The following is a 19,073-nucleotide window of genomic DNA, read 5'->3' on the forward strand; positions in this document are numbered from 1 at the left end:
ACTCACTCCAGAGCGCCAGGCTCAGCAGCTTGCCCTGCGGCAGGACCTTGGCCAAGGCGTGCAGACCCAGCAGCACCAGCCACAGCGCGTGCGGTGCCCCCGGCATGTGCCAGGTCAGCACCAGGGCCAGACCCAGCACCGCCCCCGCCTTCCAGCCCAGCAGGCGGCCGGCCGCCAGCGCGCTCAGCAGCACGAAAAAGAAGTCCCACAAGGTCCACAGCGACAGCCAGGATCCCTGTGCCAGGTCCACGCCCCGGGCGTGCAGCAGGCGCCAGCCCGGTGGCAGGTTCAAAACCGTCGACGCCTGGTTGACATCGACCTGCCAACCGGTGGCGGGCAAGGTGCGCACATCCCCCTGGATGCGGCTGTCGGCACCGATGCGTGCCTCACCACCGCGCACTTCGATGCCCTCGGATGCACCCGCCTTCAGGCGGGTGATCGGCTGATCGGTCTCATCCACCGAGGCGCGGCCCAGCACGCCTGGCGCCTGCATCTCCAGTCGGGTCGATCGCGACAGGGTGCCGGTGATGTCATCGTGAACGGTGTAGCCCTGGCCATCGAAGTCCAGCCAGATCTGACGCGCGATCTTCAGGCTGTCGGGATGGGGTTGGGGATTGCCGCGCCGGGTCTCCACCAGCTTCATGGTGTCACCGGGGCGGAGCCGATAGGCCGGCAGGGCGCGCCACGGCTCGGGCATGGCCACCTGCTTGGGATCGATCGAGGGCAGGCCTTCCACGCTGACCAGACGGACATCGTTGTGGGCCGAGAAGGACCAGACCTCCTCGGCGGAGGCGGTGCTGCGTGGCAAGGTCAGCGCGTGCACGGGCGACATGAGGCGCGCGCGCAGCTCCACCGTCCAGTTGCCCGCCTGTCCTTGCAGGCGCAGCGTGCCCCCCTCCTGCAGGCGTGCGGGCAAGGCGCTGTCGAGCGCCTCGGGCACCATGCCCGGCAGCAGGGCCGCCGGTAGATCGATCTCGCGGGCCTTGCCCGCGATGGCGATGTCGTAGCGCGTGGTCACCCGCAGCGGCACCTGGTCATCGACCAGACGCATGGTGTGGATCACCGTGGTGTCGCTGCCCTGCGCGACCTGCTGCGAGGGTTTGAGCCAGACACGGCCCGATTCGTCCGGTGCGCGGCTGACCGGAGCCCCGTCAACCCACAAGGCCACCGTGCCGGCGCCCTGGGGTAGCAGGAGGTCCTGAGGCATCTCGCGCCAGGGGATGCTGCCCTCCAGGATGTGGCGCCCCGGCGGCAATTGCACCACCGGCTGGCCTTGTGATTCGGCCACGGGCAAGGCGCGCCCGCCTGAGCGAACATCCTGAGGCCAGCGCGCCACCTCACCGGGCAAGACCACGCTCATGGGCGCACCCAAGACCTGCACCTCGAAACGGAAGGTCGCGCCAGCCGCACCGGCGCGCAACTCCAGCCGCGAGGGCCACACGCAGACCTTGTCGGCATCGGCGTTGTAAGGCGGTGGGCACAGCGCCGACTCGTGGCCGTGCATGACCCAGGGCAGCCAATCCTTCAGGCTGGAAGGAACCTGGCTGGGGGCCAGCGGCCCTGCCCATGCCAGGCCACCCAGACACAGGCTGAGCAACCCGACCCCGCGTCGCATCCATGCTTTCATCGCCACCCCTTCACATGCCCTGGTTTCTTGTGGAGCACATCCTACGGCAACTTGCGCCACACACTGGCCAGCCAGGGCTGCTGCTCGCGTGGCAGCCCTACGGGGCGGTAGTAGTGCGTCAGCTCCTCGAAACCGGCCGCCACCAGATAGGCGCGCCAGCCAGTGAGGTCGTGATAGACGCCGTAGCGCCCGCCACTCCAGCCCTCCTGCCCCTCGCCACGCGGGTTGGAGCTGAACAGCACCCCGCGTGGCCTGAGCGTGGCATGCAATTGACACAGCACCCCGTGCAAGGCGGCACTGGGCACATGGAACAGCGAGGCATTGGCGAACACACCATCAAAGCGCGCCTCAGGCAGATCCAGCGACAGAAAGCTCTGCTCGAGCACCTCGCAGCCACTGTGCTCGCGGGCCATGGCCGCAAAGCGGGCACACCCTTCCACACCGGTGGCACGGTGGCCCAGCCGTGTAAAGGTCAGGAGATCACGCCCAGGCCCACAGCCCAGGTCCAGGATGTTGAACGGTGCCTCGCCCTCGATGTGAGCGAGCAAAGCCTCGATGTTCTGGCGCACATCGTGGTCACGCGTGCCCTCCCAGAATTGCTCGGCACGCGCCTGGTAATGGGCCAGCGTCGTCTCGGCGATCCGGCTCAGATCCTGCTTCGGTTCATCAGGGAGAGGTGGCATGGGACTCCCGCATCAGGCGCTCGTAGAACTGGATCATCTGGGCATAGTTGCGCACGCTGATGCGCTCGTTGGTGCCATGGAACATCGCCAGGTCTGCCTGGGCCGCATGCATGGGCGCAAAGCGGAAGATCGACTCGGTCAGATCCGCGTAATGCCGTGAATCCGTGGCGCCCACCAGCAGGCCGGGCGCCACCACCACGTCGGGCTGCAACTCGCGCAGGCTGCGCGACAGAAGACGATACGCCGAGGTCTGCGCGGACGACACGGGCGAGGCCTCGTTGACCCAAGGCTGCCGCTCGACGCGGACGTCCAGGCCCGCCACCACCCGGCGCACATGGTCGATCACCGCCTCGCTGCGGTCGCCCGGCAGCAGACGGAAGTTGATCAGGGCCGAGGCCTGTCCCACCATGACGTTCTCGCGCTCTCCTGCCTGAAAGACCGTGGCCACGCCGGTGGTGCGCACCATGGCGTTGGTCGAGGGGATCTTTTCCAGCTGACGCAGCAGCAGCGGCTCGGTCAGCCAGATGTTGCTCATGAGCCCACGCATGACGGTGTCCATCTCGGGCGCCACGGCTTCGAACATCTGGCGTGGCAAGCCTTGCAGGCGGGCCGGCATGGGCTGAGCCTCGACCCGCGCCACCGCTTCGCCCAGCACACCGATGGCACTGCGCGGCGGCGGCATGCTGCTGTGCCCCGGTTGCGCCACGGCCGTGAGCTTGAGGGTCATGAAGCCCTTCTCGGCCATGCCGATCAAGGCCACCGGCTTGCTCACCCCGGGCACCATGCCGTGCGTGATCACCAGGCCTTCGTCGAGCACGAAGCGCAGCTTCACGCCTTGCTGGCGCAGCAAGGCGGCCATGGCCACGGCACCTTCCTTGCCGCCCACCTCTTCGTCGGCCCCCAAGGCCAGGTAGAGGGTCTGGCGCGGCTTGAAGCCCGAGCGGGCAAGCACCTCGACCGCCTCCATGAGGCCCATGACGCTGCTCTTGTTGTCCCAGGCGCCCCGCCCCCACACGAAGCCATCGACCACGGCGCCCGAAAAGGGCGGGTGCGTCCAGCGATCCTCGGTCCCCGGCGCGACAGGCACCACATCCTGGTGGGCCAGCAAGGCCACGGGCATGGCCTTCGGGTCCGACCCCGCCCAGGTGTAGAGCAGGGCATGCCGACCCACCACCTGCCGCGTCATGGCGGCATGCGCGGCCGGGAAGCTCGCCTGCAGGTGCCGATGCAAGGCCAGAAACGCCGCATCATGCGCACCGTCTGGCGACCAGATGGTGGGCAGGCTCAGGGCCACGCCCAGACGCCGGGCTGCTGCCTCGGCATCGACGGTCACGCCCGGCCGTGGCGACACAGGCTCCTGGCGGGCGGCGAGTTGCCAGGCCTGCCAGGCCATCACGGCGCCCAAGGCCGCGATGAGCAGCGTCATGATCGCAAGAATGGTCAGCAGCAGGCGGCCACGGGCGTAGCGGACTTGAAACACAAGACGTTCCTGAAAGCGAGGGACGTCCATCTTGTCACAGCCCAGGCCATGAGCGTGACCGGCCAGCGTCAGCCGACCCGGATCTCGCCTCACTCTCCCAAGGACAAGGAGTAGCTACCGTTGCTGCTCCCGGTGGCACCACTGACGTAGAGGACACGCACATTCACCGTCATGACCGAGGTTCCGGTGTTCCTGACCACGACCGTGTCCACCAAGCCCGTCCCATTGGCGCTGTAGGCCAGGCGCTTGCCACCGGCGTTGTACACATAAAGGTCATAGTTCGAGGCACTGTTGGGCGTGAGCTTGGATGTCAACTGCGCGCCCGCTGCCAGCGTGACCTTGAAGTAGTCCGTGTCCAGCACAGAAGAGATCGATCCATTGATCCACACAGGCGGGGCCGACACCGACTGCGCGGTCTTGGTGCTGTTGTTGGGTTCGACTTCGGCCACCGTCCGGACGGACGGGATCGTGGCCACGGCCAGATCGACCGCCGCACTGGCATCTACCATGCCCGCGCCACATTGCGTGCAAGCCGCCGGGAAGGGCCGTGCGGTGGACTGGAGGGCCGTCAGCACCTTGTCGGGCGTGAGCGAAGAATTCCTGGCCAGCATCAGCGCGACCACGCCGCTGACATGGGGTGCCGCCATGGACGTCCCCATCGCTCCAGCGTAGGTGTCGGACCCCGGCGCCGACAGCCCGGTGTTCCAAGTGGACAGGATGCCATCACTGCCATCGCCGCCCGGTGCCGCAATGGACACCACGGAGCCATAGTTGGAATAAGACGCCTTGGCGCCACTCTTGCCCGTGGCGGCCACGGCGATGACACCAGCGCAACTCGAGGGCGAGAACAGGCTGGCATCCGAACTCTCATTCCCAGCGGACACCACCACCACGGCCCCGCGTGAGCGGGCGGCGGCGATGGCATTTTGCGTGGTCGTGTCGCAAGCCCCGGCGCCCCCCATCGACATGTTGATGACCCGTGCAGGCGTCGCGTTGCTCGGCACCCCGGAGACCGCCCCGCCAGCGGACCAGACGATGCCATCCGCGATATCGGAGGTATAGCCCCCGCAGCGGCCCAGCACACGGACCGGCAGGATCTTGGCACCCGGGGCCACCCCCGCCACGCCGTTGCCATTGTTGGTGACCGCCGCGATGGTGCCCGCGACATGGGTGCCATGCCAGGTGCTGTTGGAAGCCGGTGAGCCGCTGTAGCACTGCCCTGCGGTCACCGCATCGCCCGGATCACTGGCATCCGTGTCACGCCCCGTGCCATCGTTGGACACCAAGGTGTCGCCAATGAAGTCATAGCCGGACAACACATTGGCCGCCAGATCCGCATGAGGACGGATGCCGGTATCCAGCACCGCCACCACCACGCCTGCACCCGTGGACTTGTCCCAGGCAGTCGGCAGGTTCACCCCGCCGATGGCATCAAAGTAATGCCATTGCTGAGGATAGTAGACGTCCGTGGGAGTCATCTGCGCGGTCAGGATGCGGTCGGGTTCGGCATATTCCACCAATGCGTCGCCAGCCTGGAGACTCTCAGCCAGGATGCGCACTTGCGCCAGAGGCAGGCGCTTGCTGAGCTGCAACACATCCGCCCCCAGGGACGTGCGTCGGAGGTGACTGAGTTCCACGCCCTGGCGTCGGCCTGCGATCCGGGCGCCGTCGAGCATCGCCGCGCTGGGCAAGGCGGTGGGCACCGCGTTCTTGTACTTGACGATGACCCGATTGGTCATCTGCAGTGACTCGGGCACGCTGTCTGCGACCGGCAGGCGCGGGGCGGCCAGGGCGGAGGTCAGCCCCAGCAGAGACAGGGCCGTTGCGACCAGAAGAGGGCGGCGCTGCGGAAAAAAACGACGGTGCATGAGGAACCCCTGTACAACAAACCACGCAAGACAGCGGAGAGTGTAGGGGCGCCTCCATCCACCCAAGAGACCGTGCAAACCCCGACCCAGGCCGCGAAGATCCAGGCCTTGCAGCGCTACACTGGCCTTGAGGACACTGCAACAAGGAGAAGCACATGCAAGTCTTGCTCAACACCGATACCCACGTTGATGGCCGTCAAGGCATGGCCGAACACCTCGAAACCGTGGTGAAGGAAGCCCTGCATCGCTTTGGTGACCATGTGACACGCGTCGAAGCCCATGTGACCGATGCCGTGAGCCACGCCAAGCCCCACCCCACCGACATCCACTGCACGCTGGAAGCCCGGCTGGTGCGTCTGGAGCCCGTCATCGTCAAGGACCATGCCGCCTCGGCCCACCAGGCCATCCAGGGCGCCGTGGACAAGCTCAAGCGCGCCGTGGCCACCGCCATCGACAAGCACACGCCCAAGCACGGCACAGGCCTGGCAGACCTGCCCCCCGACGACCAAGAGTGACCACAGCAGGAGCGCACACCATGTCCATCCGTTCCGTCTCCATGGTTCTGCTCGCCGGGATCGCCCTGATGGCCTGCAGCAAGCAGGACACACCGGCGTCTGCGGCAGACACAGCGGCCAGCACATCGGCGGCGGTGCCAGAGGTGGCCGCATCGGCCACCGAGACTGCACCAGCGGCAGCCTCGTCAACGGCCGCATCGGTGGCCACTGCGGAAGCCCCAGGCTTGGCGGTGTTCAACCGCAGCTGTGCGGCTTGCCACACAGCGGGTGTCATGGGCGCCCCCAAGCCCGGAGACAAGGCGGATTGGGCACCGCGTATCGCCCAAGGCCAGGACACGCTCTACAAGCATGCGCTGGAAGGCTTCAATGGGAAAAAGGGCGCCATGCCTGCGCGTGGTGGCAACACGGCCCTGAGCGATGCCGAGGTCAAGGCAGCCGTGGACCACATGGTGGCCCTGTCGCGCTGAACCTCTTCAACCACAGGCCGATCAAGCCAGCTTGATCGGCTTGATGGGCTTGAGCGCGGTCTCGAACTTTTCCTTGGCCGCCTTGCGATCCAGCGGCGGAAAGACCAGGGACTCGGCTGGCACCTGAAAGTCCGGCACCCGGTCCAACAGGTGGCGGATCAAGGTCAGGCGCCCCAGGTGCTGGCTGTTGAAGTCCACCAGCGTCCACGGCGCATAGGCGGTGTGGGTGACCTTGAGCATGGCATCGCGCGCCTCGCCATAGGCGGCGTAGCGCTGACGCGCTTCCAGGTCGATGGGCGAGAGTTTCCAGCGCTTCAAGGGGTCTTCCAGGCGCTCGGCAAAACGCTTTTCCTGCTCGGACTGGTCCACCGTGAGCCAGTACTTGAAGAGCATGATGCCGTCGTCCACCAGCAAACGCTCGAACACCGGCGCCTGCTTCATGAAGCGCTTGTACTCGTCGTCGCTGCAATAGCCCATGACCTTCTCAACGCCCGCGCGGTTGTACCAGCTGCGGTCCATCAGGGTGATGCTGCCCGCCTCGGGCAGGTGCTCGACATAACGCTGGAAGTACCACTGCCCTTTTTCGACCTCGGTGGGTTTGGTCAGCGCCACGACGCGGCACTGGCGCGGGCTGAGGCACTCGCTGATGGCGTTGATCACGCCGCCTTTGCCGGCGGTGTCACGGCCCTCGAACAGGACCAGCACCCGCTTGTTGTAGTAGCGGACCCAACGCGCCAGGTTGTTGAGTTCGACCTGCAACTGCTCCAACGTGTCGTTGTACTGCTGCTTGCTGATCGGACGGTCCGACTTGCTGCCCTTCTTGCCGTTGCCCATGCGCGTGCTCGATGAAGTGATCCTGCCTCGTTTATACCGTCGACGGCCGCCCGCCACCAGGGGCTGAGATCAGATCCCGGCCAGAAACCCCGCTCAGCCGGTCAGCACGGCCTGATAGACCTGCTGCTTGAACTCGAAGGCATAAGGGTGCCAGAAGGCCAGGTGGCGCTGCGTCATCACCACGGCCGCCAGGTTGTGGCGTGGCGAGATCCACCAGTGCGTGCCGCCCAGGCCACCCCATTGGAACTCGCCTGTGGACGCTGGCGGATCGAAGGGGGTGGGCGCCAGGGTCACCGCACCGCCCAGGCCAAAGCCCTTGCCCCGAATCTCTCCAAAGGCCGGGAAGCGGATCCAGGTGCCTTCGGGCAGGTGGTTGCGCATCATCAGATCCAGGGTCTCAGGTTTGAGCAAGGTGGGGCCGCCCGGCAGCAGGCTGCGCACGAAGGCCACCATGTCCGGCAGGGTCGACACCAGGCCGCCGCCGCCTGACTGCCAGGGAATGCCCTGCGTGTAAGCCCCGGGGTAAGGCGCATCGTCCTTGCGCGTCAGGCCGGGCTTCAGGGGGTTGGCCAGATCAGCGCCCACATAGAAGGTCGTGAAACGATCCCGCTTGTCATCGGGCACCACAAAACCCGAATCCACCATGCCCAGCGGCCCGAAGATGCGAGCCTGCAGAAATTCGTCAAAACGCTGTCCACTGACGACCTCGACCAGGCGCCCCAGCACATCGCTGGCCACCGAGTACTCGAAGCCCGTGCCGGGGTGGAACACCAGGGGCAGATCAGCCAGGGCGTCCATCATCCCCTCCAGCGTGCGCAGGGGGTGCAGCACCCCGCGCTCGCGGTAGGCCTTGAAGATCATGCTGCCATGGTCCAGCAGCCCATAGCTCAGGCCCGAGCTGTGCGTCAGCAACTGGCGAATGGTGATGGGGCTGCGCGCGGGCTCGGTGTCATCCAGGCTCGTCGCCCCGGGCCTGAGCACACGGCGGCCGGCCAGTTGCGGAATGAAGGCGTCGATGGGCTCATCCAGATCGAAGCGCCCCTCCTCCCACAACAGCAGCACCGCACAGGAGGTGATCAGCTTGGAGTCGGAGTAGGAGCGGAAGATGTGGTCGGTGCGCAGCGCCTCCTGGCGCTCCTTGTCGGCCCAGCCCACCAGGTTCAGATCGACCAGATCGCGCCCGACCAGCACAGCGCTGGCCACGCCCGAGAGAAGGTCCTGATCCACATAGCGCTGCATGGCAGCGTGCATGGGCGAGAAATCGTGACCACGATCGGTGACGTTCAAGGCGTGCATGTCGTCCTTTCTGGGATGGATGACCATCCTACAAGCTTGGACGACACCTCGGCCCTGTGGACCGTGCTCAGATGCGTTTGAGTGTGTAGGGCTTCTCGCGCGGATTGCCGTTGATCAGGTAGCGCGCTGCCGCGGGCAGGCCCGCCCCCGCCTCCGTGATCACCGTGGCCTGGGTGGAGTACTGCCCGGGCTGCCCCTCTCGGCAGATGGACAACTCGGTCTGGCCGTAGTACTGGTCCCGCAGCACGGCCTGGATGCCATCCAGGTCGGGCTGGCCATTCAAGAGGGCTTCGGCACGGGCCAGGCGCAGATAGGTGCTGTGGTTCCTGGTGTAGTCCACCGTCTGCGAGAACATCCTGGCATGGTTGGTGGAGGCGAACCAGCTCTCGCCCGGCGTGAGCGTCAGCACCTGCGGGTCCTGGCCGGTCTCGCCTGGGTAGTACTCCAGGAAGAAGGCTTGCGTGGCATCGGCGATCAGGGCGATGTCGGGTGCAGGAAAGCGCTGATCCAGGTACCACTGGCTCAGAAAGGCAATGGCCTCCTGGGCCGTGCCGTGGTTGGCGATCGAGGCCTCGTAGGCCAGAAAGAGCGCGTTGACCGGGTCATCGTTGTCCGCCGACGAAGCCAGCGCCTTGGCCGCGCTGTTGGACGGCGCGGGACTCGGCTCGCCAGGATCGCTGTTGGTGTAGTAATCGGCCGCGACAAAGCTCACGCCGCGCTCGTTGACCCCCGACCAGATGCCCGGCCGGCCCTGCCGACGAAAGGCCAGGTAGCGGCCCGCGCGCCCTTGAACCTGCTCAGGCTCGAAGAACAGGGTGGGCGTGGTCAGATCACACTGTTTGAAGGTGAAGGTCCGACCTTCATGACGAACCCATCCGATGGTGCACATGGCCTGCTCCTGGTTCCAACGCTGATGTCAAAGGATGTCCACACCCGAGTCGGGCACGAACATGTAGCAATAGAAGTCGTACTCGACCAGCAGGTCGTCCATGTCGACGTTGGGCTGGCTCTTGTCGGGTTGGACCGGCCCTTGGTTGACGGTCCAGTTGGCCGTGGCGGGATCGGTGATGGGCTGACCGGCAAAGTCGAAATTGGTGACCTGATCCGAGCCGTCCTTCTGGGACCAGGAACTGAAATTCACGTTGTCGTCACAGCGCGCCCAGTGGTAGTCGCCGGGCCAGTTGGCATCGCCAGCGGGCGAGATCATCAAGGCCACGAAGTGCCCACCCAGTTCCCTGTTGGCCGCCAGTCGCGCCTGCGCAAAGGCGCGCAGCTCGCCCAGGCTCGTGCCGGCCAGTTGCAGACCATCCTGCTGCGCGAAGGCGCTCACCGAGGGACCGTTGAGCGTCGCGGCGGTGATCACATTGCCATGGGCCCGCCCTGGCTGCGGGAAGCTGTTGGAGGCGATGTTGCAGCCGTAGGCATAGCAGTTGTTGTTGGGCTGGAAGCGATAAGACATGAAAGCGCCGCCGCAATCGCCTGCGGGGTCATAGCCGGTGGTGCGCGCGTAGATGGTGGGGCTGTACTGCGGCACGCCGATGACGTGGGTGGGCGCCGGGTTGGTGACGGTCACCGGGATGGTCTTGGGCGCCAGGTAATGCTCATCGGGCGCTGCGCCCAGCAGTGCCTGGGTGACCTGGTGGAGCGGATCCTGCGGCGCAATCATGCCGCTGAACTTGAACTGCCGATGTGCTGCATTCATGGTGTGTGTCCTTTCTGGGATCAGGCCTGCGCGAACAAGATCTGGCTGACCGTGCATGCCGCGTAGTTGAAGACCAGCAGGTTCAGCGTCTGCTCGCTGGCCGAGCCCTCCAGCATCAACATGGAGGCCGCGCCCGTGCTGATGCCGGTGTTGGTGGCCCACAGTGGTGCGTTGTTGCGGCTGTAGAAGACCAGGTTGCCATCGTTCTGCATGATCAGGCGCCCCGGCATGTCCTGGGGCGATGTCGTGGTCAGGGGCTGCCACAGAACGTTGCCCGCGCTGTCCCGCAGGACCGGGCCGACCACCCCGTCATTGCTCAGGGTCGCGCTGCCATCCAGGGCCGACAGGCTCTGCCCTGCCAGCAGGGTCGCATTGACACGGCTGTCGAGGCGGCTCACGCTCAGCATCTCGCCCAGCAGGTTCAACTGCATCAGCCGCTTGACATCGTCCGAAGACCAACCCTCATGCCGCGCAGCAGCCAGCAGCACCGTGAGCTTGGCCAGCGCGGCCATGGGTGTCATGTCCGCCGGGCTCAAGGCGCCCACGGACGGCAGCCAGGCCCCTGCGGCATAGGCACTGTCGTTGACCGTGCCCTGGATCACCTGGGTGCCATCCACGATGACGACACCGGCCTGATTGGCCGCGTTCAAGGCCTGGTAGATGGCCCCGCTGGCGGACTGATTCGGGTTGCCCGAGGGAAAGTTGCCCTCTCCATAGGACTCCAGCACCAGGCCCTTGATGCCCTGTGCGACACAGGCGTCGATGAGCTGGGCGATCATGGCCGAGGCGTTGCCGGCGTTGAACCAGGCCGGGAAGGCATTGAACTGCATGACCGGCACGCTGTTGATGTCGGCCGCGATGTCGGCCAGCCGGTTGATGGCGGCCTGGCAGACCTCGGGCTGGTCCAGGCTCACATCGGGGCTCACGGGGGGCGGCAGCACCAGAGCGGGCTGCAGTGACAGGGTGATGCCGTACTGCCCCAGCGCCGGAAAGTTGGGCGACGAAAAGGCCTGGAACTCGCTGGCATTGGTCTTGACCGCGCGGTTGCCCCGGAACAGATGACTGCAGAAATAGATGCAGACCTCGGGGATGCCCGTCTGCGCTGCGGCCACCGCACCGCAAACGTTCTGGAAGGCATCGGTATTGAAGTTCAGCGACAGGGCCTGACTGGCCGGGTCCTGCCAGAACATGGGCACCTGCGATCCCGTGATGATCACCGGCTTGCTGAGCGCGGCCGTGGGGATCCCCAGCCGGTCGAAGCCCGAGAGCAGAAAGGGCAAGGCCGTGCCCGTGAAATCCATGCTGTCGGTGCCATGCAGGATCACCCAGCCATCGAAGCTGTCGTAGTGTTCAAGGATGTAGCTGGCGATCAGACACCAGTCCGTCGGCTGCAGATTGGTGCTGTCAAGCGTGCCCGAGCTGGACTCCGGAAAGACCAGATCCGTCACGTAGCTGATCGTCAGGTCTGGAAAGGCCTGCAGCAAGATGGGATCGATGAGGGCCTGACAGGCTGTGGCGAAGGCACTCGCCGACATGGGTTGAAGCGGCGAGCCCACGCAACTGATGGTGCCCCCGGTATTGATGACCGCGATGTTCATGCCCACCCCCGTGCTTGATTTGTGGACGCAGTGTGGCACTGCGATCAACGCAGTGTCAACAAGGTCTCTTCACGTCGGGGACACCTCCCGGATTTTCACCACCGCTTGGCCCGACAATCACGCCATCGCCTCCATCGCGAGAAAGACTGCACATGAAAACTTACGACATCGAACTCCAGCGCCTGAAATCGGTCAAGCACGACAAAGGCCTGATCGAGCTGGGCGTGGACGTGCTGGTGCTGCCGCGCCCAGCCAAGGGCGAACAATCCGTCACCAGTTGCCTGTCCCTGCCGGTGGACGATGCGCGCACCCTGCTGATCCTGCTCAAGCAGCAATTGACCGAGATCGACAAGCTGCAGCCGCGCAGCCGGCGTTCAGGGCGCTGCTGACGCCGACTCAGCTCACCGCCAGGCCGTCAACTCCCAGCGAAACTGATCCTCGAGTGCCTCGATCTGGCGCCACCAGCCATCCCCTGGCATGAGGTAGCGCCCGGACGTCTCCCGCGCCACCCAGCGCCCGACCGCCATGGACACCCACAAGGTGTCTCGGCGCGAGGTTGCCAGCCGGGTGGGGTCCGGATGATCCAGACGAATGAAGCGCTCGATGCGCAAGGTGTCGAAGGTCCCCGCGCTCACGGTGACACGCTCCCACCCATGGATCACGCTGTGCACCTGGATCGCATACCTGAACGAGCCGCCGTCCAGAAGGTAGTGGGTGTAGACCGTGCTCGCCCTGCCCGGTTGCAGCTCGGCTGGCCACAGCGGCACGGGCGACTCGAAGGTCATGGGGGCATCCCAGGTGGGATCACGCCACAGCTGGCCCCACCGGGCGTGACGCTCATCGGCCAGGGCCAGGCCACGCGCTGAGCGCCGCTGCACCACCACCGCGTCACCCGACGACGCCACGCTGTCATCCACCTCGTCCAGCACCACGCTGTTGAAGCGGTTCAGTTGGCGGTAGGTCCAGCCTTGGCCTGGCTGCGGGGCGCGCAAGGCAACGGCCCCCGCAGGCGGCGCGATGGGCTGGGTGGGCAGAGGCCCCAGGCGCTGGATGGCGCAGCCTGCAGGCCATGCCAGGACCGTGAGCAGTGCAGACCGGCGATCGATGGACATCGCGCCAATCTATGCCACGGCCCCGGGGGTGTCAACACGTCGGGAAGGCCTCCCGACGCGCTCCATCTCTCACTTGCAGGTGTTCGGCGCCACCTTGCCGTCGAAGCGATCCAGCAGGTAAGTCAGGCCACCACTCAAGCCCAGAGCGCCCAGAACGTGGTCGGTGCCCGCCACGCGCTTGTATTGCACCGTGGCACGGTTGGCGCAGTAGAACGACACGAGGTTGTCGACGTCGGCAATGGGCATCAGTTGATCGCCAATGCTTTCAAAGACGTAGAGCGGCATCTTGGGCGTGAACTTGCCCATGGTGTTGTCGCGGTTGATGGCCTGCATCTCGGGCAGATCCAGGAAGTTGGGATCCTTCAGGAAGTCGGCGCCTTCCTTGTAGGCATAGGCAGTCAACAGGTTGGGTGTGCCCGTCAGGCAGCGTGTGCCAATGTCCTTGATGGCTTCGATGCCTTCCGGGGTGGCGTAATCCTCGACCTTGATCTCAGGGTAGGCCCGCGACAAGCCCACCACCGCACCCAGATAAGCGCCAGCCCAGAAGGTGCCGTCGACCTTCTTGGCCACATTGATCGGGTTGACGGGCAAGCCACCTTGGGCTGCACCGATGATCTTGAGTTCGGGCGCATAACCCGCCGCCAGTTCAGCAGCCCAGGCCGTGGCAAAGCCGCCGCCGGAATAGCCCAGCATGCCGACCGGCGTCTGTGCGTTCAGCCCGGCCTTGCTGAAGCGCTGCGTGGCGCGGATGCCGTCCAGCACGCCCTGACCACTGTTCTTGGCCACGATCCACTGCGACTCCAGGCCTTCGTAGTCGGCCATGGTCACCACGTAGCCCTTGTTCAGCGCCGACTGGAAGAAGGTCTTTTCCAGCAGGCTGTTGGAGGTGGCCTGCCCGGAAGGCGAGCAGTCCAGCGTCAGGCTGTCATAGAAGGACTGGTAGGACAGCAGCTTGCGACCGGTCGCGGGGGCCGTCTTGGGAATCAGGACGGTCGTCACCATGGCGACGGGCTGGTCCTTGGTGTTGGTCGAGCGGTACATCAACTGCCAGCCTTCCTTGACGCTGGTGCCCAGCGAGGTGGCAGGCAGCGCTCGGTAGCGCAGCACATGGCCCGGCGTGGCCGCGGCCAGCTCGCTGCTGGAGGGCGAGATGTAGAACGAGTCGGCCGTCGGCTTCAGCTTGGGATCGACCGTGGGATAGACCTGCTGGGCCTGGGCCAGTGATGCCATGGACAAGGCACTGAGGCAGGCCAGACCGGCCAGAGATGTCCAACGCTGGAGTGTGCGGTTCATGCTGTTCCTTTGAATAGAGTCAGGTGGATGGAAAAAAGGGGGGCAATTCAAAAGCCTTCGACCACGAAACGGCTGAACTCGCCTTCGTCGATGCCGCCTTTGACCATGGCGTCATAGCGCATGTCCTGGTCCAGGAAGCGCTTGAGCCAGGCCACGGAGACCTTGCCGGCCGTGGTCAGTTGCGCCTTGCTCGCCAGGAAGGTGGAGCACAGGTGGCTGGCGCCCGCCACCTCGATCTCAGCGCGAGGCAGCGAGGGATTCAGGCTGGCATAGAAGGCGTCCGAGTGCGTCTTGTTCGGTGCAATGAAGTCCTTTTCACAGGCCACGATCAAGGTCGGTACCGTGTTGCCAGCAAAGCTCTTGGTGGTGTGCCAGGGTTGCAGCGCCACAGCCGCCTTGAGGGTCCCGTCTGCCACGGCAGCACTCAGCACCGCGCCGCCGCCCATGGAGTTGCCCATCACGGCGCGGCGTGACACATCGGTCACGGCGGCATAGGGCACTTGCCCCGCCCGTGCCAGATCGATCACATGCTGCAAACCACCGGCCAGCTGGGTGGCCCGGGCATCGGGCTGGTCCGTGCTGCGCACGCTGTCCAGATTGACCACCACGAAGCCGTGGGACGCCACCTTCTTCACCAAGGTGTCATAGACCGCCTGGAACGCCAGGAAACCCGGCATCATGGCCACCACACCGAAGGTCTGACCTGAGGCCTTCGGGTAGTGCACCGTGGCGCCACCATAGTTGTGGCTCTTGGCGTCTGCCGCCGAAATCTTGTAGGCGCCCAGCTCATAGGGCCCGGTGGCATTCAGCAAGGCCGCCGTCGGGTCCGGGCCGCGTTCATAGCCCGCTGCATGCGCCGGGATGGCCAGCAGTGCCGACGCGGCAAGCGCCCAGGCACAGAGAAGGTGGCGAGAGAGTTTCATGAGCAAGCAAGCCTTTGGAGAGTTGGCTGCATGCTAGGGCTTCGTGATCCGGACCGCATGGGCTGAAGCGGCCAATCATTGTCTTTGTCGGTGAGGATTTACCCTTGCGGCACCATTTAACAACATGCATTAACCCACAAGACGCCACAAAAGGCGAAGCCGCTGCCCGCTCAGCCCCTGCGCAAAGCCGGAAAACTCTCGAACAACTCGGCCACCCAGTCCACAAAGGCCTGAACCCGCGTGGACAGGTGTCGGTTGGAGGGATACATCACGTAGATGGGAATGGGATCCGCAATCCATTCGGGCAACACCTCCACGAGCCCCTTGGCCTTTTCCGCGCACCCCATGACATAGCTGGGCAGACAGCCAATGCCCAGGCCGGCATGCAAGGCGTCTTCATGCACATTCGAATCGTTCAGTGCCAGCCGGCAATCGGGCGTCAACTCGATGCGCTCGCCGCCACGACTGAAGTTCACCGGGTGGATGTGTCCCGGCGTCTGACTGGGGAAGTAGCCCACCCAGCGATGCTTCATCAAGTCCGACGGGTGCTGCGGCACACCATGCGCCTCAGCGTAAGCCACCGAGGCGCAGGTGATCAGCCTCATGGAGCCCACACGCCTGGCCACCACCCCGGGGTCCGTGGCCTCACCCACGCGGATCACGCAATCGACGGCTTCGCTGACCAGGTTGATCAGGCGGTCGCTGCAGCCGATCTCCAGCTTGATCTGCGGGTAACGGGCCATGAAGTCGCTCAGGCCCGCGTACATGAGCAGGCTGCCCAGGCTGGTGGCCACATCCACACGCAGGCGCCCCGTGGGATTGCCCTGGCGCGATGACACCGCCTCGTCGGCCTCGCGCATGTCGTCGATGAGCCGGATGCAACGCTCGTAATAGGCCGCACCGTCCGCTGTCACAGCCACCTTGCGGGTGGTCCGGTTCAAGAGGCGCACACCCAATTGGGCTTCGAGCTCCTGCACCAGGGTGGAGACGCTGGCCTTGGGCGCCCCCATGAGATCGGCGGCACGGGTGAAGCTGCCGGAGTCCACCACCCGCACAAAGGCTTCCATCGCTTTGAACTTGTCCATTGTTCAGATTTTCGAACAATCAATTCGCTCATGTCATGTTTATCAATTCAATGACCATCAATACAGTGCGGTCTCATGGCCCCCACTTCCCTGCCCCCATCCCCTGACGAGATCCTGAGCTGGCCCGCGCACAGCGGCCCGGTCGAGGTTCGGGTGTTCCGCTGCGACCGCCCCCGACCTGGCGATGCCTTGCTGGTGTTCTTCCACCCGGGCGGGTTTGTGGTGGACGACAGCGACGCAGCCGACGGCTGCCTGAGCGTGCTGGCGCAGGCCTGTGGCATGGATGTGCTCGCACCCAGCTACGCCCTGGCGCCGGCCCACCCTTTCCCTGCGGCGGTCGAGGACGCCCACGCCGTGTTGAGGGAAGCCGTGGCCAGGCGCACAGCCCTGGGCTGGAAGGGCAAGCGCCTGTTCGTCGGGGGAGTGGAGGCGGGAGGCAATCTGGCGGCCGTCTCCAGCATGGTGTGCCGAGATCGCCAAGGCCCCGAGCTGGCCGGGCAGATCCTGGTGATGCCCATGCTGGACACCTGCATGCTGGGCAACTCGATGCAATGTGCCGCCGGTCAGGCCGACCAAGTCGAGCTGGTGGCCAGCATGGCGCGCAGCTACCGCAGCTATCTGCCCCACCCTGCCGACCGGCAGCATCCCTACGCCAGCCCCTTGCAGGCCCGGCGCCTGGGGCAGTTGCCACCGGCACAGATTTTTTACACCGAGGGTGATCCACTGGCCGACGACAGCCGGGCCTACGCCGACAAGTTGCGTGCGGCTGGCAACGAGGTCGAACTGGTGGGCCTGCCCCCGGCCGATGTGGGCGACGACGAAGCGCGATGTTCGATCACGGCCGATGACCCCTGCGTCACCGCCATGAAACGCTTCCTGGACGCCCACCGCTGATGTTTCCTTCTTTCTTATTTGTCATCTGATCCATTTCGGGAGCACCTCATGAACCCCCTGTCCCATCCACGCTGGCTGCTGGCCACCCTGGCCTTCCTGCTGCTGGCAGCCGGCCTGTCCGGTTGCGGCGAAGAGCAAAAGGCCCAGGCCGCTGCCGCCCCTCCAGCGCCTGGCGCCCCTGTGAGCGTGGCGGCCGTCATCGCCCGCGCCGTTCAGCAAGAGCGTGAGTTCTCCGGCCAGATCGAGGCCATCGAGCGGGCGCAACTGCGGCCGCGCGTGTCGGGCTACATCGACAGCGTGCGCTTTCAGCCCGGCAGCCTGGTGCGCAAGGGTGATGTGCTGTTCGTGATCGACCCTCGCCCCTACCTGACCGAAGTGGCCAGGCTGGAGGCCGCCGCCACCAGTGCCCGCGTGCGCGCCGAGCAGGCCGCCACCGAACTGCAGCGCGCCAAGCGCCTGCTGGCCGACAACGCCATTGCCCAACGCGAGCACGACGAACGCGCGGCCAACGCCCGCCAGCTGGATGCCGCGGCCCGCGCCGATGCCGCAGCGCTGCAAACGGCCAAACTGAACCTGGAGTGGACCCAGGTGCGTGCGCCCTTCAGCGGCCGCGTCGGCAAAGCCGAAGTCACCACCGGCAACCTGGTGGACGGCAACACGGTGTTGACCTCGCTGGTGTCGGCCAACCCGATGTATGTGAGCTTCAATGGGGACGAAGCCACCTACCTGCAGCTGGGGCAGCGTGCCCGCAGCCAGCCCTCGGAGCTCAAGATCCGCGTGGGCCTGGCCAATGAGACGGGCTTCCCCCACACAGGCCGCCTGGAGTTTGTGGACAACCAGATCGATCCGCAATCCGGCAGTGTGCGTTTGCGCGCCGTGGTGGACAACACCGATGGCCTGTTGACACCGGGCCTGTTTGCCAAAGTGCAACTGGCCACCGGCAGCCGCGACGGCGCCCTGTCGGCCCTGGTGCTGGAGCGTGCCATCGGCACCGACCAGAACCGCAAGTTCGTGGTGGTGGTCGGCCCCAAGCAACTGGCGGAGTTCCGCCCGGTTCAACTGGGCAGCACCGTGGGTGAGCTGCGCGTGGTCACCGCTGGTCTGAAGGTGGGTGAACAGGTCGTGGTCGATGGCCTGCAACGCGTGCGCCCCGGCGCCCCCTTGGCGCCCACCGTGGTGCCCATGGATGCCGCGGCTCCCGCCGCCAGCAAGTGAGGACGCCCCCATGAACATCTCACGCTTTTTTGTGGACCGGCCCATCTTTGCCGGGGTGCTGTCCATCCTGGTCTTCATCGCCGGGGTCATCGCCATCTTCCGCCTGCCCGTCTCCGAGTATCCCGAGGTGGTGCCACCCTCGGTCGTGGTGCGCGCGCAGTTCCCTGGCGCCAACCCCAAGGTGATTGCCGAAACCGTGGCCGCGCCGCTGGAAGAGCAGATCAACGGCGTCGAGAAGATGCTGTACATGTCATCTCAGGCCACCACCGACGGCGTGCTCACCCTGACGGTGACCTTCCAGATCGGCACCAACATCGAACAGGCTGAAACACAGGTGCAGAACCGCGTGCAACGCGCCCTGCCTCGCCTGCCTGAAGAGGTGCGCCAGATTGGTGTGACCACCGTGAAGAGCTCGCCCAACCTGACCCTGGTGGTGCACTTGCTCTCACCCAAAGGCAGCTACGACGACATCTACCTGCGC

At 65.6% G+C, this 19,073-nt stretch carries 19 protein-coding genes; 6 read left to right on the forward strand and 13 right to left on the reverse strand.

Features of this window, described 5'->3' with window-relative positions; genetic code table 11:
• From VFW84_RS07845 to VFW84_RS07860, 4 genes are all read right to left on the reverse strand, one after another.
• The coding region (locus VFW84_RS07845; protein WP_329679893.1) for a hypothetical protein at positions 1-1,627 on the reverse strand (1,627 nt) is incomplete at its 3' end.
• A gap of 41 nt (positions 1,628-1,668) precedes the next feature.
• Entirely contained in the window at positions 1,669-2,310 is a 642-nt protein-coding gene (locus VFW84_RS07850; protein WP_329679894.1) for a class I SAM-dependent methyltransferase, read from the reverse strand.
• Positions 2,294-3,790: a M20 family peptidase gene (locus tag VFW84_RS07855; RefSeq protein ID WP_329679895.1), complete on the reverse strand. Its 1,497-nt coding sequence runs from the start codon at positions 3,788-3,790 to the stop codon at positions 2,294-2,296. The genes VFW84_RS07850 and VFW84_RS07855 overlap by 17 nt, the downstream gene beginning before the upstream one ends.
• Positions 3,791-3,879: 89 nt before the next feature.
• The gene (locus tag VFW84_RS07860; protein ID WP_329679896.1) at positions 3,880-5,658 is read right to left on the reverse strand and encodes a S8 family peptidase; all 1,779 of its coding nucleotides are present in this window, start codon (positions 5,656-5,658) and stop codon (positions 3,880-3,882) included.
• A 155-nt stretch (positions 5,659-5,813) separates the two neighbouring features.
• On the opposite strand from VFW84_RS07860, the gene VFW84_RS07865 reads away from it, so the two are divergent.
• Positions 5,814-6,173 carry an HPF/RaiA family ribosome-associated protein gene (locus VFW84_RS07865; protein ID WP_329679897.1) on the forward strand — a complete coding sequence of 120 codons (360 nt, stop codon included), beginning with the start codon at positions 5,814-5,816 and terminating at the stop codon, positions 6,171-6,173.
• Positions 6,174-6,193: 20 nt separating this feature from the next.
• Complete coding sequence (locus VFW84_RS07870) at positions 6,194-6,640, forward strand: c-type cytochrome (protein ID WP_329679898.1); 447 nt, start codon at positions 6,194-6,196, stop codon at positions 6,638-6,640.
• A gap of 21 nt (positions 6,641-6,661) precedes the next feature.
• Here VFW84_RS07870 and ppk2 read toward each other — a convergent pair whose 3' ends face one another.
• From ppk2 to VFW84_RS07895, 5 genes are all read right to left on the reverse strand, one after another.
• Positions 6,662-7,474 (reverse strand): polyphosphate kinase 2, encoded by an 813-nt coding sequence (ppk2, locus tag VFW84_RS07875; RefSeq protein ID WP_329679899.1) that lies wholly within the window; start codon positions 7,472-7,474, stop codon positions 6,662-6,664.
• A gap of 93 nt (positions 7,475-7,567) precedes the next feature.
• Positions 7,568-8,770, reverse strand: coding sequence for a serine hydrolase domain-containing protein (locus VFW84_RS07880; RefSeq protein ID WP_329679900.1), 1,203 nt, complete (start codon positions 8,768-8,770; stop codon positions 7,568-7,570).
• Between the two features lie 67 nt (positions 8,771-8,837).
• Positions 8,838-9,659, reverse strand: coding sequence for a hypothetical protein (locus tag VFW84_RS07885; RefSeq protein WP_329679901.1), 822 nt, complete (start codon positions 9,657-9,659; stop codon positions 8,838-8,840).
• 27 nt (positions 9,660-9,686) lie between these two features.
• Positions 9,687-10,472, reverse strand: coding sequence for a hypothetical protein (locus VFW84_RS07890; protein WP_329679902.1), 786 nt, complete (start codon positions 10,470-10,472; stop codon positions 9,687-9,689).
• A gap of 20 nt (positions 10,473-10,492) precedes the next feature.
• A complete protein-coding gene (locus VFW84_RS07895; RefSeq protein WP_329679903.1) occupies positions 10,493-12,070 on the reverse strand; it encodes an asparaginase domain-containing protein in 1,578 nt (525 codons plus the stop codon).
• 152 nt (positions 12,071-12,222) lie between these two features.
• Between VFW84_RS07895 and VFW84_RS07900 the strand changes: the two genes are divergently transcribed.
• Positions 12,223-12,459 (forward strand): hypothetical protein, encoded by a 237-nt coding sequence (locus VFW84_RS07900; RefSeq protein ID WP_329679904.1) that lies wholly within the window; start codon positions 12,223-12,225, stop codon positions 12,457-12,459.
• 12 nt (positions 12,460-12,471) lie between these two features.
• Here VFW84_RS07900 and VFW84_RS07905 read toward each other — a convergent pair whose 3' ends face one another.
• From VFW84_RS07905 to VFW84_RS07920, 4 genes are all read right to left on the reverse strand, one after another.
• On the reverse strand, positions 12,472-13,182 hold the full coding sequence (locus tag VFW84_RS07905; protein ID WP_329679905.1) for a hypothetical protein: 711 nt from the start codon (positions 13,180-13,182) through the stop codon (positions 12,472-12,474).
• 69 nt (positions 13,183-13,251) lie between these two features.
• On the reverse strand, positions 13,252-14,475 hold the full coding sequence (locus tag VFW84_RS07910; protein WP_329679906.1) for a lipase family protein: 1,224 nt from the start codon (positions 14,473-14,475) through the stop codon (positions 13,252-13,254).
• 47 nt (positions 14,476-14,522) lie between these two features.
• Complete coding sequence (locus VFW84_RS07915; protein ID WP_329679907.1) at positions 14,523-15,398, reverse strand: chlorophyllase/cutinase-like alpha/beta fold protein; 876 nt, start codon at positions 15,396-15,398, stop codon at positions 14,523-14,525.
• A gap of 170 nt (positions 15,399-15,568) precedes the next feature.
• Positions 15,569-16,483 carry a LysR family transcriptional regulator gene (locus tag VFW84_RS07920; protein ID WP_329679908.1) on the reverse strand — a complete coding sequence of 305 codons (915 nt, stop codon included), beginning with the start codon at positions 16,481-16,483 and terminating at the stop codon, positions 15,569-15,571.
• A 75-nt stretch (positions 16,484-16,558) separates the two neighbouring features.
• Here VFW84_RS07920 and VFW84_RS07925 point away from each other — a divergent pair, with 75 nt between their 5' ends.
• From VFW84_RS07925 to VFW84_RS07935, 3 genes are all read left to right on the forward strand, one after another.
• Positions 16,559-17,377: an alpha/beta hydrolase gene (locus VFW84_RS07925; protein ID WP_329679909.1), complete on the forward strand. Its 819-nt coding sequence runs from the start codon at positions 16,559-16,561 to the stop codon at positions 17,375-17,377.
• A gap of 48 nt (positions 17,378-17,425) precedes the next feature.
• Entirely contained in the window at positions 17,426-18,592 is a 1,167-nt protein-coding gene (locus VFW84_RS07930; protein ID WP_329679910.1) for an efflux RND transporter periplasmic adaptor subunit, read from the forward strand.
• Positions 18,593-18,602: 10 nt separating this feature from the next.
• Positions 18,603-19,073: efflux RND transporter permease subunit (locus tag VFW84_RS07935; RefSeq protein WP_329679911.1), on the forward strand; the 471-nt coding region annotated here is incomplete at its 3' end.

Origin of the sequence: Aquabacterium sp. (assembly GCF_036279655.1) — a bacterium.
GTDB lineage: Bacteria > Pseudomonadota > Gammaproteobacteria > Burkholderiales > Burkholderiaceae_C > Aquabacterium.

What these genes read in the sequence shown, in the direction of transcription:
- VFW84_RS07910 (WP_329679906.1), bottom strand. Translation starts at nt 14,475, where the DNA reads ATGAACCGCACACTCCAGCGTTGGACATCTCTGGCCGGTCTGGCCTGC.
- VFW84_RS07870 (WP_329679898.1), top strand. Translation starts at nt 6,194, where the DNA reads ATGTCCATCCGTTCCGTCTCCATGGTTCTGCTCGCCGGGATCGCCCTG.
- VFW84_RS07905 (WP_329679905.1), bottom strand. Translation starts at nt 13,182, where the DNA reads ATGTCCATCGATCGCCGGTCTGCACTGCTCACGGTCCTGGCATGGCCT.
- VFW84_RS07920 (WP_329679908.1), bottom strand. Translation starts at nt 16,483, where the DNA reads ATGGACAAGTTCAAAGCGATGGAAGCCTTTGTGCGGGTGGTGGACTCC.
- VFW84_RS07900 (WP_329679904.1), top strand. Translation starts at nt 12,223, where the DNA reads ATGAAAACTTACGACATCGAACTCCAGCGCCTGAAATCGGTCAAGCAC.
- VFW84_RS07860 (WP_329679896.1), bottom strand. Translation starts at nt 5,658, where the DNA reads ATGCACCGTCGTTTTTTTCCGCAGCGCCGCCCTCTTCTGGTCGCAACG.
- VFW84_RS07865 (WP_329679897.1), top strand. Translation starts at nt 5,814, where the DNA reads ATGCAAGTCTTGCTCAACACCGATACCCACGTTGATGGCCGTCAAGGC.
- VFW84_RS07850 (WP_329679894.1), bottom strand. Translation starts at nt 2,310, where the DNA reads ATGCCACCTCTCCCTGATGAACCGAAGCAGGATCTGAGCCGGATCGCC.
- VFW84_RS07915 (WP_329679907.1), bottom strand. Translation starts at nt 15,398, where the DNA reads ATGAAACTCTCTCGCCACCTTCTCTGTGCCTGGGCGCTTGCCGCGTCG.
- VFW84_RS07890 (WP_329679902.1), bottom strand. Translation starts at nt 10,472, where the DNA reads ATGAATGCAGCACATCGGCAGTTCAAGTTCAGCGGCATGATTGCGCCG.
- VFW84_RS07895 (WP_329679903.1), bottom strand. Translation starts at nt 12,070, where the DNA reads ATGAACATCGCGGTCATCAATACCGGGGGCACCATCAGTTGCGTGGGC.
- VFW84_RS07880 (WP_329679900.1), bottom strand. Translation starts at nt 8,770, where the DNA reads ATGCACGCCTTGAACGTCACCGATCGTGGTCACGATTTCTCGCCCATG.
- VFW84_RS07925 (WP_329679909.1), top strand. Translation starts at nt 16,559, where the DNA reads ATGGCCCCCACTTCCCTGCCCCCATCCCCTGACGAGATCCTGAGCTGG.
- ppk2 (WP_329679899.1), bottom strand. Translation starts at nt 7,474, where the DNA reads ATGGGCAACGGCAAGAAGGGCAGCAAGTCGGACCGTCCGATCAGCAAG.
- VFW84_RS07885 (WP_329679901.1), bottom strand. Translation starts at nt 9,659, where the DNA reads ATGTGCACCATCGGATGGGTTCGTCATGAAGGTCGGACCTTCACCTTC.
- VFW84_RS07930 (WP_329679910.1), top strand. Translation starts at nt 17,426, where the DNA reads ATGAACCCCCTGTCCCATCCACGCTGGCTGCTGGCCACCCTGGCCTTC.